We start from the raw sequence: 19,456 nt of genomic DNA on the forward strand, positions 1-19,456 counted from the left end.
GCCGTGTCCTCGGAAGAGGGGGCGGTGGCCGAAGGATCCGCTGAAAACTGCGGACGACCCGCGCAGGTGACCGTGGAAGTGCTCCCAGGATCGTGTATGTGATTCGGTCGAGCTACGCCCCGTGCGCCTGCGCCGGGGCGTTTCGTTTGTTCAGCCCCTTCTGAGCGGTCCTCATCACCCGGAAGGAGGCCGACGCTCTATGGCAAGGCCCGACAAGGCTGCCGCGGTAGCCGAGCTGACGGAGCAGTTCCGCAGCTCGAACGCCGCCGTGCTGACCGAGTACCGGGGTCTCACCGTGGCGCAGCTCAAGACGCTGCGTCGTTCGCTCGGTGAGAACGCCCAGTACGCCGTGGTGAAGAACACGCTGACCAAGATTGCGGCCAACGAGGCCGGGATCACGACGCTCGACGACCTGTTCAACGGTCCGACGGCGGTCGCCTTCGTCACCGGTGACCCGGTGGAGTCGGCCAAGGGTCTTCGTGACTTCGCCAAGGACAACCCGAACCTCGTCATCAAGGGCGGTGTCCTTGACGGCAAGGCGCTGTCCGCCGACGAGATCAAGAAGCTTGCGGACCTCGAGTCCCGCGAGGTTCTGCTCGCCAAGCTGGCGGGCGCCTTCAAGGGCAAGCAGACTCAGGCTGCTCAGGTCTTCCAGGCGCTCCCGTCGAAGCTCGTCCGTACCGTGGACGCGCTTCGTGCCAAGCAGGACGAGCAGGGCGGTGCCGAGTAACTCGGCTCCCGAAATGATCGCTGCCTGAGGCGTCCCGCCTGAGGTGACGGTCGTCGCGGGCCGAACGTACGCCCGCCAGACATGTACATACCGGCACCAGCCGAATTAGTGGAAGGATCGCCCATCATGGCGAAGCTCAGCCAGGAAGACCTGCTCGCGCAGTTCGAGGAGATGACCCTCATCGAGCTCTCCGAGTTCGTGAAGGCCTTCGAGGAGAAGTTCGACGTCACCGCCGCCGCCGCGGTCGCCGTCGCCGGCCCGGCCGGCCCGGCCGCCGCCGCCGAGGCCCCCGAGGAGCAGGACGAGTTCGACGTCATCCTCACGGGTGCCGGCGAGAAGAAGATCCAGGTCATCAAGGTCGTGCGTGAGCTGACCTCCCTGGGCCTGAAGGAGGCCAAGGACCTCGTGGACGGCGCCCCCAAGCCCGTTCTCGAGAAGGTCGCCAAGGAGGCCGCGGAGAAGGCTGCCGAGTCCCTCAAGGGCGCCGGCGCCTCCGTCGAGGTCAAGTAACACCTCTCACAGGTCCCGCTGGACCTGTAACGCGCAAGCACCGAAGAGCGATCATCCATCCGGGTGGTCGCTCTTCGGCGTTCCTGGGGGCGCGGCCACGGTTACCTTGCCGCCTCCGGGGCGGGGGGTATGGTGATCTTCGTCGTGTCTCCCGAACGCCCCGGTTCGGGCTGGGGGGCCTTGACGAACCGCACGCAGCGCGCAATTCTCAGGACGCGTCGCCAGAACGGTCCGCATCCGAGGCATGGATCGGTGACGAAGAGGGCAGTATCAACGTGCGTTGAGGGCAGGCATGCCGAGGACGTTGAGGGCAGCGAGAGTTTTTGAAGACTGGGCAGAAAAGCAGGGCTGGACATCAGTGCGCCATGTGGCTACACTGACCCTTTGCGCTGCCTGTTAGCTGCCCCCTGCCCGTCACCAGGGGTCTGCCCTCGCCTCAGCATCGATGATCGGACCATTTCTGAGCCGGCCTTTCGGCCGAACCGGAGATACCTGTCTCTGTGCCGTGGGTGAGGGTCCGGGGAGCGCGTAGTGAGTCCGAGCCCTCGGAAGGACCCCCTCTTGGCCGCCTCGCGCACTGCCTCGACCGCGAATACGAACAACGGTGCCAGCACCGCCCCGCTGCGCATCTCTTTTGCAAAGATCAAGGAGCCTCTCGAGGTTCCCAACCTGCTCGCGCTGCAGACCGAGAGCTTTGACTGGCTGCTCGGGAACACCGCTTGGCAGAGTCGGGTCGAGGAGGCTCTGGAGTCAGGTCAGGACGTCCCCACCAAGTCCGGTCTGGAGGAGATCTTCGAGGAGATCTCCCCGATCGAGGACTTCTCCGGGTCGATGTCGCTGACGTTCCGTGACCACCGTTTCGAGCCGCCGAAGAACAGCATCGACGAGTGCAAGGACCGCGACTTCACGTACGCGGCCCCGCTCTTCGTGACGGCCGAGTTCACCAACAACGAGACCGGCGAGATCAAGTCCCAGACGGTCTTCATGGGCGACTTCCCGCTCATGACCCACAAGGGCACCTTCGTCATCAACGGCACCGAGCGTGTCGTGGTGTCGCAGCTGGTCCGCTCGCCGGGCGTCTACTTCGACTCCTCCATCGACAAGACGTCCGACAAGGACATCTTCTCGGCCAAGATCATCCCCTCCCGGGGTGCCTGGCTGGAGATGGAGATCGACAAGCGCGACATGGTCGGTGTCCGTATCGACCGCAAGCGCAAGCAGTCCGTCACCGTGCTCCTGAAGGCTCTCGGCTGGACCACCGAGCAGATCCTCGAGGAGTTCGGCGAGTACGAGTCGATGCGCGCCACCCTGGAGAAGGACCACACCCAGGGCCAGGACGACGCGCTGCTCGACATCTACCGCAAGCTGCGTCCGGGCGAGCCCCCGACCCGCGAGGCCGCGCAGACGCTGCTCGAGAACCTCTACTTCAACCCGAAGCGCTACGACCTCGCCAAGGTCGGCCGCTACAAGGTCAACAAGAAGCTGGGTGCGGAGGCTCCGCTCGACGCGGGCATCCTGACCGTCGAGGACATCATCTCGACGATCAAGTACCTGGTGAAGCTGCACGCGGGCGAGACCGAGACGGTCGGCGACAGCGGCACGAACATCGTCGTCGAGACCGACGACATCGACCACTTCGGCAACCGTCGTCTGCGCAGCGTCGGCGAGCTCATCCAGAACCAGGTCCGCACGGGTCTGGCGCGGATGGAGCGCGTCGTGCGTGAGCGCATGACGACCCAGGACGTCGAGGCGATCACGCCGCAGACCCTGATCAACATCCGGCCGGTCGTCGCCTCCATCAAGGAGTTCTTCGGCACCAGCCAGCTGTCGCAGTTCATGGACCAGAACAACCCGCTGTCGGGTCTCACCCACAAGCGCCGTCTCTCGGCTCTTGGCCCGGGTGGTCTCTCCCGTGAGCGGGCCGGCTTCGAGGTCCGTGACGTGCACCCGTCCCACTACGGCCGCATGTGCCCGATCGAGACGCCCGAAGGCCCGAACATCGGTCTGATCGGTTCGCTCGCCTCCTACGGCCGCGTCAACGCGTTCGGCTTCGTGGAGACGCCGTACCGCCGGGTCACCGACGGCATCGTCACCGACGAGGTCGACTACCTCACGGCCGACGAGGAGGACCGCTTCGTCATCGCGCAGGCCAACGCCACGCTCGACGACGACATGCGCTTCACCGAGAACCGCGTCCTGGTCCGCCGTCGTGGCGGCGAGGTCGACTACGTCCCCGGTGACGACGTGGACTACATGGACGTCTCGCCGCGCCAGATGGTGTCGGTCGCGACCGCCATGATCCCGTTCCTCGAGCACGACGACGCCAACCGTGCCCTGATGGGCGCGAACATGATGCGTCAGGCCGTGCCGCTGATCAAGTCCGAGGCCCCGCTCGTCGGCACCGGCATGGAGTACCGCTCCGCCGTCGACGCCGGTGACGTGGTCAAGGCCGAGAAGGCGGGTGTGGTCCAGGAGGTCTCCGCGGACTACATCACCACCGCCAACGACGACGGCACGTACATCACGTACCGCCTGGCCAAGTTCGCCCGCTCCAACCAGGGCACCTCGGTCAACCAGAAGGTCATCATCGACGAGGGCGACCGCGTCATCGAGGGCCAGGTCCTCGCCGACGGCGCGGCCACCGAGAACGGCGAGATGGCGCTCGGCAAGAACCTGCTCGTGGCGTTCATGCCGTGGGAGGGTCACAACTACGAGGACGCGATCATCCTGTCGCAGCGCCTCGTGCAGGACGACGTCCTCTCCTCGATCCACATCGAGGAGCACGAGGTCGACGCCCGTGACACCAAGCTCGGCCCCGAGGAGATCACCCGGGACATCCCGAACGTCTCCGAGGAGGTCCTCGCCGACCTCGACGAGCGCGGCATCATCCGCATCGGTGCCGAGGTCGTCGCCGGTGACATCCTCGTCGGCAAGGTCACGCCCAAGGGTGAGACCGAGCTGACGCCCGAGGAGCGCCTGCTGCGCGCGATCTTCGGTGAGAAGGCCCGTGAGGTCCGTGACACCTCGCTGAAGGTGCCGCACGGCGAGATCGGCAAGGTCATCGGCGTCCGCGTCTTCGACCGTGAAGAGGGCGACGAGCTGCCGCCGGGCGTGAACCAGCTGGTTCGTGTCTACGTGGCGCAGAAGCGCAAGATCACGGACGGTGACAAGCTCGCCGGCCGCCACGGCAACAAGGGTGTCATCTCCAAGATCCTGCCCATCGAGGACATGCCGTTCCTCGAGGACGGGACCCCGGTCGACATCATCCTCAACCCGCTCGGTGTGCCGTCCCGAATGAACCCGGGACAGGTGCTGGAGATCCACCTCGGCTGGCTCGCCAGCCGCGGCTGGGACGTCTCCGGGCTCGCCGAGGACTGGGCGGAGCGGCTTCAGGTGATCGGCGCCGACCGGGTCGACCCGGGCACCAACGTCGCCACCCCGGTGTTCGACGGTGCGCGTGAGGACGAGCTCGCGGGTCTGCTGAACCACACCATCCCGAACCGCGACGGCGAGCGCATGGTGCAGCCGACCGGTAAGGCGAGGCTGTTCGACGGCCGCTCCGGCGAGCCGTTCCCGGAGCCGATCTCGGTCGGCTACATGTACATCCTCAAGCTCCACCACCTGGTCGACGACAAGCTGCACGCCCGGTCGACCGGTCCGTACTCGATGATCACCCAGCAGCCGCTGGGTGGTAAGGCCCAGTTCGGTGGCCAGCGCTTCGGTGAGATGGAGGTGTGGGCGCTGGAGGCATACGGCGCCGCCTACGCCCTCCAGGAGCTGCTGACCATCAAGTCCGACGACGTCACCGGCCGCGTGAAGGTCTACGAGGCCATCGTCAAGGGCGAGAACATCCCCGAGCCCGGCATCCCCGAGTCCTTCAAGGTGCTCATCAAGGAGATGCAGTCCCTGTGCCTCAACGTGGAGGTGCTGTCCTCGGACGGCATGTCCATCGAGATGCGCGACACCGACGAGGACGTCTTCCGCGCTGCGGAAGAGCTCGGCATCGACCTGTCCCGGCGCGAGCCGAGCAGCGTCGAAGAGGTCTGACGGGAGTCCGGCCGGAGGACCTGGTGAGGAACCTCCGGCCGGCCCCTGGACCCCCGTTTCAGACCCCAAGACTTACAACCCTGAGAGGGATTGACGCATAGTGCTCGACGTCAACTTCTTCGATGAGCTCCGGATCGGCCTGGCCACCGCCGACGACATCCGTCAGTGGAGCCACGGCGAGGTCAAGAAGCCCGAGACGATCAACTACCGCACGCTCAAGCCCGAAAAGGACGGACTCTTCTGCGAGAAGATCTTCGGTCCGACCCGGGACTGGGAGTGCTACTGCGGCAAGTACAAGCGTGTCCGGTTCAAGGGCATCATCTGTGAGCGCTGCGGCGTCGAGGTCACTCGCGCCAAGGTGCGCCGTGAGCGGATGGGCCACATCGAACTGGCCGCCCCCGTCACCCACATCTGGTACTTCAAGGGCGTTCCGTCGCGCCTCGGCTACCTGCTCGACCTCGCCCCGAAGGACCTGGAGAAGGTCATCTACTTCGCGGCGTACATGATCACGTACGTCGACGAGGAGCGCCGCACCCGCGACCTGCCCTCCCTGGAGGCGCACGTCTCCGTGGAGCGTCAGCAGGTCGAGAACCGGCGTGACGCCGACCTCGAGGCCCGCGCCAAGAAGCTGGAAAGCGACCTGGCCGAGCTGGAGGCCGAGGGCGCCAAGGCCGACGTGCGCCGCAAGGTGCGCGAGGGTGCCGAGCGTGAGATGAAGCAGCTGCGCGACCGTGCGCAGCGCGAGATCGACCGTCTCGACGAGGTGTGGACCAGGTTCAAGAACCTCAAGGTCCAGGACCTCGAGGGCGACGAGCTCCTCTACCGCGAGCTGCGTGACCGTTTCGGCACGTACTTCGACGGTTCGATGGGTGCCGCGGCGCTGCAGAAGCGCCTGGAGTCCTTCGACCTCGACGAGGAGGCCGAGCGCCTCCGCGAGATCATCCGTACCGGCAAGGGCCAGAAGAAGACCCGTGCGCTGAAGCGGCTGAAGGTCGTGTCTGCCTTCCTGCAGACCTCCAACAGCCCCAAGGGCATGGTCCTCGACTGCGTCCCGGTCATCCCGCCGGACCTTCGCCCGATGGTGCAGCTGGACGGTGGCCGCTTCGCGACCTCCGACCTGAACGACCTGTACCGCCGTGTGATCAACCGCAACAACCGCCTGAAGCGGCTTCTCGACCTCGGTGCGCCCGAGATCATCGTGAACAACGAGAAGCGCATGCTCCAGGAGGCCGTCGACGCGCTCTTCGACAACGGCCGTCGTGGTCGCCCGGTCACGGGCCCCGGCAACCGTCCGCTGAAGTCGCTGTCCGACATGCTCAAGGGCAAGCAGGGCCGCTTCCGCCAGAACCTGCTCGGCAAGCGTGTGGACTACTCGGCGCGTTCCGTGATCGTCGTCGGTCCGCAGCTGAAGCTGCACCAGTGCGGTCTGCCGAAGGCGATGGCGCTGGAGCTGTTCAAGCCGTTCGTGATGAAGCGCCTGGTCGACCTGAACCACGCGCAGAACATCAAGAGCGCCAAGCGGATGGTCGAGCGCGGCCGCACGGTCGTGTACGACGTGCTGGAAGAGGTCATCGCCGAGCACCCGGTTCTGCTGAACCGTGCGCCCACGCTGCACCGCCTCGGCATCCAGGCCTTCGAGCCGCAGCTGGTCGAGGGCAAGGCCATCCAGATCCACCCGCTCGTCTGCACCGCGTTCAACGCGGACTTCGACGGTGACCAGATGGCCGTACACCTTCCGCTGTCCGCGGAGGCGCAGGCCGAGGCCCGCATCCTGATGCTGTCCTCGAACAACATCCTCAAGCCCGCCGACGGCCGTCCGGTGACGATGCCGACCCAGGACATGGTCCTCGGTCTGTTCTTCCTCACCACCGACGGCGAACTGCGTGACACCAAGGGCGAGGGCCGGTCCTTCGGCTCCACGGCCGAGGCGATCATGGCGTTCGACGCCGGTGAGCTGGCACTCCAGTCGCAGGTCGACATCCGCTTCCCGGTGGGCACCATCCCGCCGCGTGGCTGGACGCCGCCGGCGCGCGAGGAGGGCGAGCCCGAGTGGCAGCAGGGGGACACGTTCCGCCTGCGCACCACCCTGGGCCGCGCGCTCTTCAACGAGCTGCTGCCCGAGGACTACCCGTTCGTCGACTACTCGGTGGGCAAGAAGCAGCTCTCCGAGATCGTCAACGACCTGGCCGAGCGCTACCCCAAGGTCATCGTGGCGGCGACGCTCGACAACCTGAAGGCGGCCGGCTTCTTCTGGGCGACCCGTTCCGGCGTCACCGTGGCCATCTCCGACATCGTCGTTCCCGACGCGAAGGTCGAGATCGTCAAGGGCTACGAGGCTCAGGACGAGAAGGTCCAGAAGCAGTACGAGCGCGGTCTGATCACCAAGGAAGAGCGCACGCAGGAGCTCATCGCGATCTGGACCAAGGCGACCAACGAGGTCGCCGAGGCGATGAACGCGAACTTCCCCAAGACGAACCCCATCTTCATGATGGTTGACTCGGGTGCCCGAGGAAACATGATGCAGATGCGGCAGATCGCCGGTATGCGTGGTCTGGTGTCGAACGCCAAGAACGAGACGATCCCGCGTCCGATCAAGGCGTCCTTCCGTGAGGGCCTGTCCGTGCTGGAGTACTTCATCTCCACCCACGGTGCCCGTAAGGGTCTGGCCGACACCGCCCTGCGTACCGCCGACTCGGGTTACCTGACCCGTCGTCTGGTGGACGTCTCGCAGGACGTCATCATCCGCGAGGAGGACTGCGGCACCGAGCGCGGCCTCCGGCTCCAGATCGCGGAGGTCGGCGCGGACGGTGTGCTGCGCAAGGCGGACAACGTCGAGACCAGCGTGTACGCCCGTGCGCTGGCCGAGGACATCACCGTCGACGGCAAGGTGCTGGCCCCGGCCAACACCGACCTCGGCGACGTCCTCATCGACGAGCTCGTCAAGCACGGTGTCTCCGAGGTCAAGACCCGCTCGGTCCTGACCTGTGAGTCCGCCGTCGGCACCTGTGCCATGTGCTACGGCCGCTCGCTGGCCACCGGCAAGCTGGTCGACATCGGTGAGGCGGTCGGCATCATCGCCGCCCAGTCCATCGGTGAGCCCGGCACCCAGCTGACGATGCGTACCTTCCACACCGGTGGTGTGGCCGGTGACGACATCACCCAGGGTCTGCCGCGTGTCGTCGAGCTCTTCGAGGCCCGTACCCCGAAGGGTGTCGCCCCGATCTCCGAGGCCCAGGGCCGCGTGCGGATCGAGGAGACCGAGAAGACCAAGAAGATCGTCATCACGCCGGACGACGGCAGCGACGAGACGGCGTTCCCGATCTCGAAGCGCGCGCGTCTTCTGGTCAGCGAGGGCGAGCACGTCGAGGTGGGCCAGAAGCTCACCGTGGGTGCCACCAACCCGCACGACGTGCTGCGCATTCTGGGCCAGCGTGCCGTCCAGGTCCACCTGGTCGGCGAGGTCCAGAAGGTCTACAACTCGCAGGGTGTGTCGATCCACGACAAGCACATCGAGATCATCATCCGGCAGATGCTGCGCCGCGTGACGATCATCGAGTCCGGCGACGCCGAGCTGCTGCCCGGCGAGCTGGTCGAGCGCTCGAAGTTCGAGACCGAGAACCGTCGTGTGGTCCAGGAGGGCGGTCACCCGGCCTCCGGTCGTCCGCAGCTGATGGGTATCACCAAGGCCTCGCTGGCGACGGAATCCTGGCTGTCGGCCGCCTCCTTCCAGGAGACGACCCGAGTCCTGACGGACGCGGCGATCAACGCCAAGTCCGACAGCCTCATCGGCCTCAAGGAGAACGTCATCATCGGTAAGCTCATCCCGGCCGGTACGGGTCTGTCCCGCTACCGCAACATCCGGGTCGAGCCGACCGAGGAGGCCAAGGCCGCGATGTACTCGGCCGTCGGCTACGACGACATCGACTACTCGCCGTTCGGCACGGGCTCCGGCCAGGCCGTTCCGCTGGAGGACTACGACTACGGTCCGTACAACCAGTAAGCGAGTCGCTTGAGTCGAAGGGCGGTCACCCCGTTTCGTACGGGGTGGCCGCCCTTCGGCGTGTTCAGCGCGCGGTCAGTTCCCACGCCGCGATGACCCCGGTGGCTACGGCGGCCAGCGCGCCGATGCTGGTGATCGGCCAGCGCGAGCGCTCCAGGGCGTCCAACCGCTGTTCGTGATCGGCGAGTTGCTTGTCGCTCTGGTCGCTGCGCTGGACCAGGAGGGCGAGCGAACCGTCGACGCGGGCGAAGCCGGCCTCCAGGGTGCCGCGCAGCCGCTCGAGCTCCAGGGCGACGGCGATCGGATCGTTCACCTGCGGGTCACCCATCCGCGCCTCCTCGGGTACGTCGGACCTCTTTGGTGTACGGCACCTTGAGCGCGGCCCAGGACGTGGCGCCGGGCCAGCCGTCGGCGGCGGTGCCGGTGTAGCCGAGCTTGTGCTGCCACTTGGCGTATGACCTCCGGTCGGACTCGGTCCACCGGGGGCCCGGGCCGTCGGTGTACGCGGAGCAGCCGACGGCCACCAGGCGCTTTCCCATCGCGGTGACGATCGGTGACGTCGGGTTCCTCCTGAACCAGGCGGCGCCCGGGAAGGGCTGGTACGTGGTCGTGGGCCTCGTGCCGAGCCGGGCGGCGATCCGGGTGCGCATGACCGCCATCGGGAAACTCGGGTCGATCTTGCGCGTCGTCCACTCCTTGTGAGCGATGACGCGGTCCGCGGCCCAGCCGTGCGCCCGGCAGAGTGCCGCGGCGACCTTCTCCGCGGCCTCCAACTGGGCGGCCGGATAAGGGTCCCGGCCGTTGCCGAGGTTCTCGATCTCGAAGCCGTAGAAGTGGGTGTTGCCGTCGACGGCGTCGGCGCCCGGCCGGGCGGGCGGAGTGCCGCCGGTGCGTACGGCGTCGTAGACCGCCCGCGAGCCGAGGCCGGCGTGGTTCGTGCGGCCGTAGCCGACGAGGTGGACCGTGCCGTCCTTGGCGAGGACCGCGACGCACAGCGGGCCGGGCAGGCCCGGGCGGCCGGTGCGGCAGAGATTGACGCTGTCGGTGCCGGCGGTGTGGTGCAGCATCACGCCCTGGACCGGGCCCCAGGAACCGACGCTGTCGCGGTTGTGGGTGGACCAGGTGCCGTGCTCGGCGACGGTGACGCCTTCGGCGCGCAGGGCGGCGCGGAAGGCGGCGGCGGACAGGGGTGTGGACATCCGGTGTCCCTTTCGGATTCGGACGGGTGCGGCTTCGGACGGATTCGGGTTCGGGTTCGGGATCGGGCTCGGGTTCGGACCGGCGAAAGCCCCGCGCCGCCACGGCGGAAACGTGGCGGCGCGGGGCTCGGCGGGGCAGGGACTACATCACCGGGGCGGCGCTGATCGAGACGGAGGGCACGGTGGTCTCCTGCGTGCCGTCCTCCGGCGCTTCCGGCTCCTCCGGCGTTTCCTGCGCAGGCTGTGTCACCACCACCGACACCTCGACGGGCGCGGCGGTGACCGGCTCGGTGACCAGGTACTCGGCGAGCCCGCTGGTCACGGCGGCGGCGAGCTGGGCCAGCTGCTCGTCGTCCAGGGTGACCGGCACCACCTCGGTCGTGGTCTCAGACATACGCCGACTCCTTGATCTCGCCCCAGGTGAACCCGGAGGCGCTGAGCGCGGACAGGGTCGGGAAGGCCGACGCCACCGCGGAGTAGAGGGACAGGGTCACGGCGGCCGGATCGGCGGCGGCATCGGGACTCAGCCCGGAGTCGGCCGGTGTGCCGTTGGTCCGCGTGCCGCGCAGGGTCAGGGTCTGCCGCACGCCGCCGTCGGCGGACTCCGACGTGCTGATGCCGACCACCCAGGCCAGGGTGTTCAGCAGCGTGCCGGAGGTGTCGGTCAGCTGCACCACGTCCCCGAGCTGGATGCGCGGGTCGTACAGCACCTCCACGTCGCCGATGACCGGCACGGGGTACAGCCCGGCGTTGTACAGCGCGTCCGCGATGGCCTTGGCGGAGGCCAGGTCCTGGATCCAGTCGGTGGTCTCGCCGGTGTGCTCCTGGCGCCCGTAGTACTTCTCGCTCGCGGTTCCCGCCGTGTACGCGGTCGCCGACCGCTCCACGGGATCCGCCTTCGGCTTCAGCGTCATCAGGTAGACGGACGGAGTGCCGTCCTTCTTCGCCGTGTAGAGGGTCTGCGCGGTGCGGTTGGTGAACCGCACCACGAGATAGCCGTCCTCACGGCGGGTCAGCACGTCGACCGCCCCCTTGACCGCCGTGGTGCCGGCCGCGGTGGTGGCGAAGCGGACCTGTGAGCCCTCGGTGGTGACCGAGTCGTCGTCGGTGGCCGGCGGCCCGACGTCGAACTCCTCCTCGGCCATGACGTACGACACGGTCAGCGTGCCGTTCGCGGGGACGGACCGCACCGCCGTGTCGGTGTAGGTCGTGCCCGGGTCGACTCCGAAGTTCTCGAAGACCTTCGCGGGCTGGACGACGTAGTTGCGGCAGGCGTCGATCTCCTCGGTGAGGGTGAGCGAGGCGATCTCCCGCACCGAGGTGAGGGAGAGGTCCGCTTCCGTGGGCGTACGGCGGAAGCGGGTGTAGTTGCGCCAGCGGAAGACACCGCGTTCGTCGAACTCGGCGGTGGACATGGCCGCCTTGGCGATCTGCCCGATGACCTCCCACTGCGATCCGGACACCCGGGGCACCGCGTGCAGGGGCAGGATCGCGTCGTCGAGCTCGGCGCCCTTGGTCCAGGTCCCGGTCTGCGCGAACACCGACGCCGACGGGAAGGCGCTCAGCCCGCTGGTGAGCTGTACGCCCTCCACGGCCACGCCGGTGATGAGCTTCAGTTCGCGCAGTTCGGCGACGGGCTGGACGCCGTACGCGTGGGTGATCAGGTACGGCGCCCACTCCAGGACCGTGCCGTCGGGGCCGGTCAGCCGGGGCTGCACGGTGGGGTAGACGGTGTTGCCGGTGCTCACGCAGTCGAAGTAGGCGCCGACGTGCCAGACGCCCTTGAGCGCCTGGAGGGCGGGCCAGTCCATGAAGACGTTCAGGAACTCGCCGCCGGTCGTGCCCGAGCCCATCTGGACCCGGCCGGTGGCGAAGTCGACGTTCAGCGTGAGGGTGCCGGTGGTGCCGCCGGTGCGGTCCAGGACCAGTTCCATACGGAAGGTGTCGTCCGAGCCGACGGCGCAGTTCACCCACGCCTCGGCGAGCAGCCGGCTGCCCGGCACGGTCACCCGGGAGCGCGGGAACCAGCTCGCCGTGACGCCGGTGGCCAGCGGCAGCAGGGCCATCTCGTGCGGGGCACCGTCCCGGGTCCAGGTGTACTCGGCCGGGGCCGGCAGGGCTTCGGGCTGGCCGTACGGTGTCGCGAAACCGCCGTGCAGGGAGGCGTGGACGAGGCTGAGCGGCTGCCCCGCGACGAACTCCGGGTAGCGGGGCGGCGGCGCGGAGTGGATGCCGGCCTGCCGCAGCAGCTCGTCCACGCACCAGGTGGCGGAGGCGACCGGACGGCCGAGGCGGAAACCGGCGTACGGCTTCGGCAGCAGGGCCGGTCCGCGCAGCCGTTCGGCGCCGTCCAGGGCGGTGAGCTGCACGGTGTCCGTACCGGCCTGCGCGGAACGGGATCTGACGGTGCCCCGGAAAGCGGGCAGGGTCGTCGTACCGACCCCGCCCCGGTGCACCACGGACTGCCCGGGGCGGGCGATGTCGCCGGTGCCGCGGGGCGCCCAGGGGGCGTACAGCTCGGGCGCCGGCGCCCCTCCCGTACCCGACAGCTGGACCTGGAGCTGGGCCGCGGACGAACCGGAGAACGCCCGCATCGCGGCGGGCAGGTCGGTCGAGTACGACCGCTCCACCTGCCAGGACTGCACCTGCGCGGAGACGTCCCTGCCGCCGAGCCGGGTGGTGTGCGCGGTGGTGCGTTCGCCGGCGGCGAGCGCGGCCTCCGTGCTGTCGTCAGCCTGCTGCACTGGATACCTCCACGAGGTCGAGGCCGATGGTGCGGAACGGGAGGGGCCGGCCCGGGGTGTCGGTGTAGTGGGTGACGGACATCGGGGGCAGGCCGTCGCCGGGGACGCCGCTCTCGGCGGTGCCGCCGTAGGTGAGGCAGGCACCCGCGAGGGAGTACGTGCCGATCGCGCCCGGCATGGAGTACGGCGTCAGGTAGCAGGCCCCGGCGGGTGCGGTGGCGGTGAGGACGCCGCCGGTCACCCCGGACGTCGACAGGGCCGCGCCGGTGCCGTCCCGCCAGGTGATCTGCACGGTCTGGGCGCCGGCCCCGGTGAAGGAGAGCGGCGGCCTGAAGGAGACCACGATGCCGGGGCTGACGGGGAAGTGCCCGTTGGTCCAGCGCGCACTGCGCCAGGCAGCCTTGCCCGCCGCGTCGGTGGAGTTCAGCATGTAGTCGCCGGCGGCCGTCGCGGTGATGCCCCCGGCGCCGTTGCCGAGATACCACTGGAAGAGCGGCATTCCGGGGTCGCTGCGGCCCAGTGCCTGCTGGGGATCGAGCAGATTGCCCGCGGCGGGGTCGACGACCGCGACGGGCCTGGCGCCGTCGATGCGGCGGGCGATGCGGTCCAGGGCCCGGGCGTGCGTGGGGGCGAGCAGGTCCCAGGCCAGCTTGAGCCGGCGTACGGGGCTGGGGTTGCGGGTGAGGGTGACACGGCCGCCGAGAGACGTGAACTCACTGGTGCCGAGGTCGGCGGTGCGGTCGAAGGACTTGGCGGCCTGGTCGATCTCGACCATGGCGCCGGGTGGGCCTATCCACAGGCTTCCCATGGACTCTCCTGGAGTGCGGGCACGAAAAAAGCCGACGGGGGTGGGCCGTCGACTGCGAGGGGTGCGGAGCTGTGTTACCGGCGGGCAAGCTGCCGTTGCCCCAGGAACACGGCGCGGGCGATCTCCTGAGAGCCGACCTGTACGACGACGGGGCGGTCGGTGAGCTTCTCCACGGCGGCGGCGAGAGTGCGCAGGCCGCCGCCGTGTCCGATCATCCGTTCCAGCTTGCTGAGGGGGATGACGGCTTCGTGTTCGCCGGCTTCGCCGAGGAGGGCGAGCGTTCCGCCGTTGCGGGCCTGGACGACGCCGCCGGTGGCGAGGTGGGGCACGGGGACGTGCAGGCGGGGGAAGGAGAAGCCGCGGCCGCCGTACTTGGGGACCCAGTCGGGGATGCTGATGTGGATGCCGGCGAGGATGCCGAACAGGGAGTTCAGCGCGGTGGCGAGGCCGGTCCACGGGGCCAGCATGGCGTTGCCGAGGCCCTTCAGCATCGGGCCGGCGCTCTTCACCAGCGAGCCGACCGACGTGCCGATGTACTTCATCGCGATGGTGACGCCCTTGCGCAGCAGCGCGGTGACCTTGTCCATGTTGACGAACTGCGCGATCAGCGGCGTCAGCAGGGTCATCACCAGGCCGAAGGGGCTCGCCGCCATGGCGAGGTTCAGCCCCTTCTGCGCGAGGGAGGCGCCCTTGAGGCCCTTGCCGAGGCCGCCCATGGACTTGCCGCCCTTGTCGGCGTTCTTCGCGGCCTTGCCCACGGAGGTCTCCACGGCGTCGGCCTGCTTCTTGACGTTCTTCAGCTCACCGTGGGCGCCCTTGGCGGCGGACCTCAGCTTGTCGAAGGACGACTTCAGCTTGTCGGTGCCGGTGCGGGCCTTGCCGAGTGTCGACTCGGTGCTCGTCAGGCCGCTGCGCATCGTGCGCAGGGCACTGTCGCTCTGGGAGGCCGCGGTGCGGATGCCTCCCACCGAGCGGGACATCGCGTCGGCGTTGTTCCTGGTCCTGCTCATAGCCGTGCCGGCGCTGGTGAGCGAGCCGCGCAGGGTGTTCAGCCTGGCTTCCACTCCCGCGACGGCCTGTTTGAGATTCATGCATTCCTCGATTCACTCGACACCGGATATCAGATTCCCGCGAGAGCGTCACTCAGTCCTTTCACGGAATTTCTGAGCCTGTTGTATTCTTCGCGCTTGTTCTTGGTGGACTCGAAACGTGCGTCCTTGCCGGTGGCCCGGAGCGTGTCTTTGAGCTCACGAACCTCGCGGGCGGCATGATCGGCGGTTCGCCTGGCGGTGTCGATCTCCTTGATCTTCACCTTCTCGAGGAACGTCTCGCGGAGTTTTTTCCACAGCTTTTCCTCGCTCTTCGCCTTCTTCTCGTCCTCGACGCTCTTGACCCAGCTCCAGGTCATCTTCTGGTTTCCGCGGAATGTTATGCCCTTCTCGTCGATCTTCCACAGGCTCATGTCGACCTTGAGGATCTGGGCGGACACGGTGACCGCGGAAAGGGCCACCTTGAGGCCGTCGATGTCGGCCTTGAGGCCCGGTACGGCGTCACTGAAGCGTTTTACCTCCTTCTTCACGACGCCGATGTCGTTCAGGAGGGAAGGGATGTGACCTGCCATTCCCGCGATATCGCTCCCTATTCCCTTGACGTCGATTCCCATCCATGACCTCCAGCGGAGTTATTGTGACGGCAGCCGCGGCCGGGCTACTGTTCAACCGTGACCGTTGACAGAGTTGATTCTGCGGACCCGGCACCGCGTGCCGGTAAAGGGCGAATTGCTACGGTTTTGGCGGCTTGGCGCGGAGGTGTGCGTCGGAAATCCGCCAGGGTGGTGCTCGCTTTTCCCGGGGTCTCCCGATATCCCCTTGAGAGCGGAATGGTGGCTGACGTGGCCCACCGGGCCGCCTCCATGGCGGCTTTCCTGTCCGAGACCTCGGAAGTGGAGGCCTGGGTCTATACCTCACGGGCGCACCGACTACCGTCCTTCACGCCGGCTGAGGCGTCCGAATGGGTCGGGGAGTGGGCGGTGCTGCCGAAAAAGCCCCTTTTCACCCAGGACGCGGCCCCGGGGAACTCGCTCGCCCGGCATGAGCGGCAGTTCGGCCTCGGCGACGGAGAAGAGGACGTGGCCGCGGCGGTCCGCGACATCGCGCAGAGTGTCAGCGGGGAGGGTGTCCCCACCCTGGTGCTCTTCTATCTGTGGGCCACGCACGACAAGGGACCCACCCTGGGCGACCGTCTGCGCGAGACGGCGGACGACAACGTGTTCTGGCAGTTCCTCTCCGAGAACAGCCCCGGCGACGACGTGCAGACCCTCCTGAAGCGGCTGCCCGGTGAGGCGCCGGACATCAGAAACGTCCATCTCTACACCGGGTGGGAACAACTCGACGACACGCCCCACTATTTCTTCTGCCGGGGTGTACTCAAACCTTTCATGCGCTGGCGGAGGCTGCGGTCCTGACCGAACCCGGCCGGGGTCAGGGTGAGTGTCGGGGCGATGTTGTCAGCCGGTCGGACTGGATACCTCGACGAGGTCGAGGCTGATGTTGCGGTAGGGCAGTGGGCGGCCGGGGGTGTCGGAGTAGGTGGTGACGGACATGGGGGGCAGGCCGTCGCCCGGGACGCCGCTCTCGGCCGTGCCGCCGTAGGTGAGGCAGGCGCCGGCGAGGGAGTGGCTGCCGGCGGTGCCCGGCTTGGCGGTCGGGGTGAGGTAGGTGGCGTTGGCCGGGACGGTGCCGGAGACGAGGGCGCCGGTGGCCGTCACCGAGCTCAGATAGGTGCCGTCGGCCTTCTTGAAGTCGATGCCCACACTGGCGGTGCCGATGGCCGCGATCGCGGTCGGTGCGCGGAAGGACACCTGCAGGCCCGGGGAGGCCGGGAAGCCGCCGACCGTTCCGGTGCAGCGCCAGGCCACCGTGCTGCCGGCGTCGGTGGCGGTGAACAGGAAGGTGCCCGGCGTCCCCGTGTTCTCGGTGACGGTCCCGGTCGTGACCTTGAACCACTGGGTGAGGCCGGTGATCCCGGTGGCCCCGGCGACCCCGTACCCGGCGGCCTGGGCGGGGGTCAGGACGTTGCCGGCGGCCGGGTCCACGACGAACACCGGGCCCGGTCGGTCCACCCGCCGGGCGATGCGGTCCAGGGCGCGGGCGGGTGCGGGGGCGAGCAGGTCCCAGGCCAGCTTCAGACGGCGTACGGGACTGAGGGTCCGGGCGAGGGTGACACGGCCGCCGATGGACTTGTACTCACTGACACCGAGGTCGGCGGTGCGGTCGAAGGACTTGGCGGCCTGGTCGATCTCGACCATGGCGCCGGGTGGGCCGATCCATAGGTTTCCCATGTTCTTCCCTGTGTTGAGGGACTTCGGTCTATTCGTTTCAGGCTCTTCCGGCATGAAAAAAGCCGACGGCACGGGCCGTCGGCTTCGCATGTCGCTACGAAGGACTGTCGGGTGGCGGGGACTGCTTCCGGTGAGGGGAGGGCAGGGCCTTCGCCCGGCGGTCCCGGGCGGCGAGGGCTTCCTTGCCGTGGCGCTCCCCATGCTCCACGCAGTCGCGCCACCCATGCCCGTACGCCGTGAACTCCCGGATCTCGATCTCCGCCCGCGTCGTGACCACCAGGTCCGCGGGAAGGTCGTACCCCAGTTGTCCGGTCAGCGCGCGCCGTAACTCGGCGGTGTCGAGATGTTCGCCGTTGCCCCGCGCGTTTCCGTCATCGTCCTTCGTCACGCAACCCCACCCCTCCACGCCGGCCGAACCGCCGGCCGGCGACTGTGCCGTTGGCTCTCCGCCACCCCTGAATCGAATATTTGAGCGATAACGCTTCGAGAGGATACATGAGCTGCTGGTGAGCGCGGCGGGGAAACGGGCCGGTCAGGCCACCTCATACGTCCCGGATATCCGGATCATGCTGCCGCTCACGAAAGCACCACCCAGCACCCCGTCCGAGCCGATCTGCTCGGCCTTCGGGGAGGTCGCCGTCTGTGGCCCCCACAGCGTGTACGACGTCGACGAGGTGGGGCCCGACGGCTGGCAGCTGATCAGCGCGCGGCCGCCCGCACTGGACGACGCCACGCCCGCGAACTGCGGCAGCCCGCCCAGCGCACCGGCCGTCACCGGCAGGCCGAAGCTGTAGGCCCCGCTGCCGAACGTCGTCGTGGAACCGAACGCCACCAGCGCCGTGAAGTGGCACACCTTGCCCACCACCGCGTACTTGCCGGTCAGCGTGCCGTTGCCGATCGCGGGTGCCGTCGTAGCGGCGGTCCAGGTTGGGGTGTACGTGTTCCACGCGCCCATCGCGATCCACGCGGAGCCCGTGTAGTAGCTGAGCGTGCCGGGTGTCGTCAGCCAGGCCACCATGCCGCTCACCGGCGTCGTGATCTTCGTGTCCCGCTCGGCCGCCGTCGCGTACCGCAGGATCGAACGGCCGTCGATGCCCTCGGCGAGGGACTGGAGGTGGAGCGGGAGGTTCGCGGTGTCGGTGGACTCGGGGTAGGGGAGTCCGCTGAGCGGGGTGTAGAGGGTCATGGTGCTTCGCTCCTCGGCGAGAGATCAGGTGAAGAACTGGGCCAGTTCGGTCGGCGTGGGGTTGCGGGCCGGAATGTCGGCGGGCGTCGATGCGGGCGCGGCGACGGATTCCGGTTCCGGCACGCCCGGCCTGGGCACCGGCTTCGGGTACTCCAGCGGGTCCGCGTCCTCGTCCCGGTTGACCGTCGCGAACATCCAGTTCGCCTCGGCGAGTTGGTCGACGACCGAGGCCAGCAGGTAGTCGGTGACCGACCACCGCGCCGCCTCGCCGTGCAGACCGTCCAGGGTCGCGCTGTCGCGTGGCAGATGCCTGACCAGCACCGCGAGCCGGCGGGAGGAGAGCCGGCCGCGGTGCCAGTCGAGCAGATCCACGCCGTAGTGGCGGAGCAGGTCCGCCTCAAGGGCCTCGGCGTGTTCGTCCACGAACTCGCCGAGGCTCAGCCTTCCCCCAGGCCCAGCCCCGTCTCCTTGCCGTACGCCTCCAGGATCGCGGCGATGTCCTGCATCGTGACCTCGTGGCGGTCGAAGCGGTCGAACTGGGCGTCGCCCATGAGGGTGCGCAGCAGGCCGTCTACGTCGTTGTCGTCGAGGTCGCGCAGTGCGCGGGCGGTCTTGCGGGTCAGTTCCGTCGGGAGCGTGAACGTGTCGCTGTCGACCGTGAAGGACCAGGTACGGCCGAGGGCCTCCTGACGCTGGGCACGGGCGGCGGAGACGTCGAAACTCGCCATGGGGCAACTCCTTGTCGGGAAAACCGTGGTGAGAAAGGGGATGGGAGGGGGGGGGGGGGGGGGGGGGGGGGCGGCCGCCCCCCCCGCGGGGGGGGGGGGGGGGGGGGGGGCCCCGGCGCCGCCGAGCCAAAGACAACACCACCACAAATAAAGGTACCGCCCCC

General features: G+C 68.3%; 17 protein-coding genes. 5 read left to right on the plus strand and 12 right to left on the minus strand.

Translation table 11 applies throughout. The features are described from left to right. Positions 1 to 199 precede the first annotated feature (199 nt). The 4 genes from rplJ to ACIBJB_RS34440 all read left to right on the plus strand — a co-directional run bounded on the left by rplJ (position 200) and on the right by ACIBJB_RS34440 (position 9,287). On the plus strand, positions 200 to 730 hold the full coding sequence (gene rplJ / locus ACIBJB_RS34425; RefSeq protein ID WP_266521127.1) for a 50S ribosomal protein L10: 531 nt from the start codon (positions 200 to 202) through the stop codon (positions 728 to 730). Between the two features lie 126 nt (positions 731 to 856). Then, positions 857 to 1,240 carry a 50S ribosomal protein L7/L12 gene (rplL, locus tag ACIBJB_RS34430; RefSeq protein ID WP_266521129.1) on the plus strand — a complete coding sequence of 128 codons (384 nt, stop codon included), beginning with the start codon at positions 857 to 859 and terminating at the stop codon, positions 1,238 to 1,240. Positions 1,241 to 1,801: 561 nt separating this feature from the next. After that, entirely contained in the window at positions 1,802 to 5,287 is a 3,486-nt protein-coding gene (rpoB, locus tag ACIBJB_RS34435; protein ID WP_398936531.1) for a DNA-directed RNA polymerase subunit beta, read from the plus strand. Positions 5,288 to 5,387: 100 nt separating this feature from the next. Next, positions 5,388 to 9,287 (plus strand): DNA-directed RNA polymerase subunit beta', encoded by a 3,900-nt coding sequence (locus ACIBJB_RS34440; protein ID WP_057607920.1) that lies wholly within the window; start codon positions 5,388 to 5,390, stop codon positions 9,285 to 9,287. 64 nt (positions 9,288 to 9,351) lie between these two features. Here the strand turns inward: ACIBJB_RS34440 and ACIBJB_RS34445 are convergent, their stop codons facing one another. The 7 genes from ACIBJB_RS34445 to ACIBJB_RS34475 all read right to left on the minus strand — a co-directional run bounded on the left by ACIBJB_RS34445 (position 9,352) and on the right by ACIBJB_RS34475 (position 15,701). Further along, positions 9,352 to 9,615 carry a hypothetical protein gene (locus ACIBJB_RS34445; protein ID WP_398936533.1) on the minus strand — a complete coding sequence of 88 codons (264 nt, stop codon included), beginning with the start codon at positions 9,613 to 9,615 and terminating at the stop codon, positions 9,352 to 9,354. Further along, entirely contained in the window at positions 9,608 to 10,486 is an 879-nt protein-coding gene (locus ACIBJB_RS34450; RefSeq protein WP_398936535.1) for a peptidoglycan-binding protein, read from the minus strand. The genes ACIBJB_RS34445 and ACIBJB_RS34450 overlap by 8 nt, the downstream gene beginning before the upstream one ends. A 142-nt stretch (positions 10,487 to 10,628) precedes the next feature. Further along, complete coding sequence (locus ACIBJB_RS34455; protein ID WP_398936537.1) at positions 10,629 to 10,880, minus strand: hypothetical protein; 252 nt, start codon at positions 10,878 to 10,880, stop codon at positions 10,629 to 10,631. Beyond that, complete coding sequence (locus tag ACIBJB_RS34460) at positions 10,873 to 13,230, minus strand: hypothetical protein (protein WP_398936539.1); 2,358 nt, start codon at positions 13,228 to 13,230, stop codon at positions 10,873 to 10,875. The genes ACIBJB_RS34455 and ACIBJB_RS34460 overlap by 8 nt, the downstream gene beginning before the upstream one ends. Next, positions 13,217 to 14,038, minus strand: a complete 822-nt coding sequence (locus ACIBJB_RS34465) for a hypothetical protein (protein ID WP_398936541.1) — start codon at positions 14,036 to 14,038, stop codon at positions 13,217 to 13,219. Before ACIBJB_RS34465 ends, ACIBJB_RS34460 begins: the two co-directional genes overlap by 14 nt. A gap of 74 nt (positions 14,039 to 14,112) precedes the next feature. Beyond that, on the minus strand, positions 14,113 to 15,129 hold the full coding sequence (locus tag ACIBJB_RS34470) for a hypothetical protein (protein WP_398936543.1): 1,017 nt from the start codon (positions 15,127 to 15,129) through the stop codon (positions 14,113 to 14,115). Between the two features lie 29 nt (positions 15,130 to 15,158). Further along, positions 15,159 to 15,701 (minus strand): hypothetical protein, encoded by a 543-nt coding sequence (locus ACIBJB_RS34475; RefSeq protein WP_398936545.1) that lies wholly within the window; start codon positions 15,699 to 15,701, stop codon positions 15,159 to 15,161. A gap of 171 nt (positions 15,702 to 15,872) precedes the next feature. Between ACIBJB_RS34475 and ACIBJB_RS34480 the strand changes: the two genes are divergently transcribed. Continuing rightward, complete coding sequence (locus tag ACIBJB_RS34480; RefSeq protein WP_398936743.1) at positions 15,873 to 16,502, plus strand: VWA domain-containing protein; 630 nt, start codon at positions 15,873 to 15,875, stop codon at positions 16,500 to 16,502. Between the two features lie 42 nt (positions 16,503 to 16,544). On the opposite strand, the gene ACIBJB_RS34485 is transcribed toward ACIBJB_RS34480, so the two are convergent. From ACIBJB_RS34485 to ACIBJB_RS34505, 5 genes are all read right to left on the minus strand, one after another. After that, on the minus strand, positions 16,545 to 17,378 hold the full coding sequence (locus ACIBJB_RS34485) for a hypothetical protein (RefSeq protein WP_398936547.1): 834 nt from the start codon (positions 17,376 to 17,378) through the stop codon (positions 16,545 to 16,547). A gap of 94 nt (positions 17,379 to 17,472) precedes the next feature. Next, entirely contained in the window at positions 17,473 to 17,766 is a 294-nt protein-coding gene (locus ACIBJB_RS34490) for a hypothetical protein (protein ID WP_398936549.1), read from the minus strand. 144 nt (positions 17,767 to 17,910) lie between these two features. Continuing rightward, the gene (locus ACIBJB_RS34495) at positions 17,911 to 18,564 is read right to left on the minus strand and encodes a hypothetical protein (protein ID WP_398936551.1); all 654 of its coding nucleotides are present in this window, start codon (positions 18,562 to 18,564) and stop codon (positions 17,911 to 17,913) included. Between the two features lie 24 nt (positions 18,565 to 18,588). Further along, a complete protein-coding gene (locus ACIBJB_RS34500) occupies positions 18,589 to 18,936 on the minus strand; it encodes a hypothetical protein (protein ID WP_398936745.1) in 348 nt (115 codons plus the stop codon). A gap of 65 nt (positions 18,937 to 19,001) precedes the next feature. Further along, positions 19,002 to 19,292 (minus strand): hypothetical protein, encoded by a 291-nt coding sequence (locus ACIBJB_RS34505; protein ID WP_398936553.1) that lies wholly within the window; start codon positions 19,290 to 19,292, stop codon positions 19,002 to 19,004. Positions 19,293 to 19,456: the final 164 nt, after the last annotated feature.

This window comes from Streptomyces sp. NPDC050759 (assembly GCF_044456945.1).
In the GTDB taxonomy this organism is placed as follows: Bacteria; Actinomycetota; Actinomycetes; order Streptomycetales; family Streptomycetaceae; genus Streptomyces.

Excerpts from the sequence above, each read along its gene's own strand:
- ACIBJB_RS34445 (WP_398936533.1), bottom strand. The coding sequence starts at position 9,615 with ATGGGTGACCCGCAGGTGAACGATCCGATCGCCGTCGCCCTGGAGCTC.
- ACIBJB_RS34475 (WP_398936545.1), bottom strand. The coding sequence starts at position 15,701 with ATGGGAATCGACGTCAAGGGAATAGGGAGCGATATCGCGGGAATGGCA.
- ACIBJB_RS34450 (WP_398936535.1), bottom strand. The coding sequence starts at position 10,486 with ATGTCCACACCCCTGTCCGCCGCCGCCTTCCGCGCCGCCCTGCGCGCC.
- rplL (WP_266521129.1), top strand. The coding sequence starts at position 857 with ATGGCGAAGCTCAGCCAGGAAGACCTGCTCGCGCAGTTCGAGGAGATG.
- ACIBJB_RS34495 (WP_398936551.1), bottom strand. The coding sequence starts at position 18,564 with ATGACCCTCTACACCCCGCTCAGCGGACTCCCCTACCCCGAGTCCACC.
- ACIBJB_RS34465 (WP_398936541.1), bottom strand. The coding sequence starts at position 14,038 with ATGGGAAGCCTGTGGATAGGCCCACCCGGCGCCATGGTCGAGATCGAC.
- ACIBJB_RS34505 (WP_398936553.1), bottom strand. The coding sequence starts at position 19,292 with ATGGCGAGTTTCGACGTCTCCGCCGCCCGTGCCCAGCGTCAGGAGGCC.
- ACIBJB_RS34470 (WP_398936543.1), bottom strand. The coding sequence starts at position 15,129 with ATGAATCTCAAACAGGCCGTCGCGGGAGTGGAAGCCAGGCTGAACACC.
- rplJ (WP_266521127.1), top strand. The coding sequence starts at position 200 with ATGGCAAGGCCCGACAAGGCTGCCGCGGTAGCCGAGCTGACGGAGCAG.
- ACIBJB_RS34455 (WP_398936537.1), bottom strand. The coding sequence starts at position 10,880 with ATGTCTGAGACCACGACCGAGGTGGTGCCGGTCACCCTGGACGACGAG.
- ACIBJB_RS34485 (WP_398936547.1), bottom strand. The coding sequence starts at position 17,378 with ATGGGAAACCTATGGATCGGCCCACCCGGCGCCATGGTCGAGATCGAC.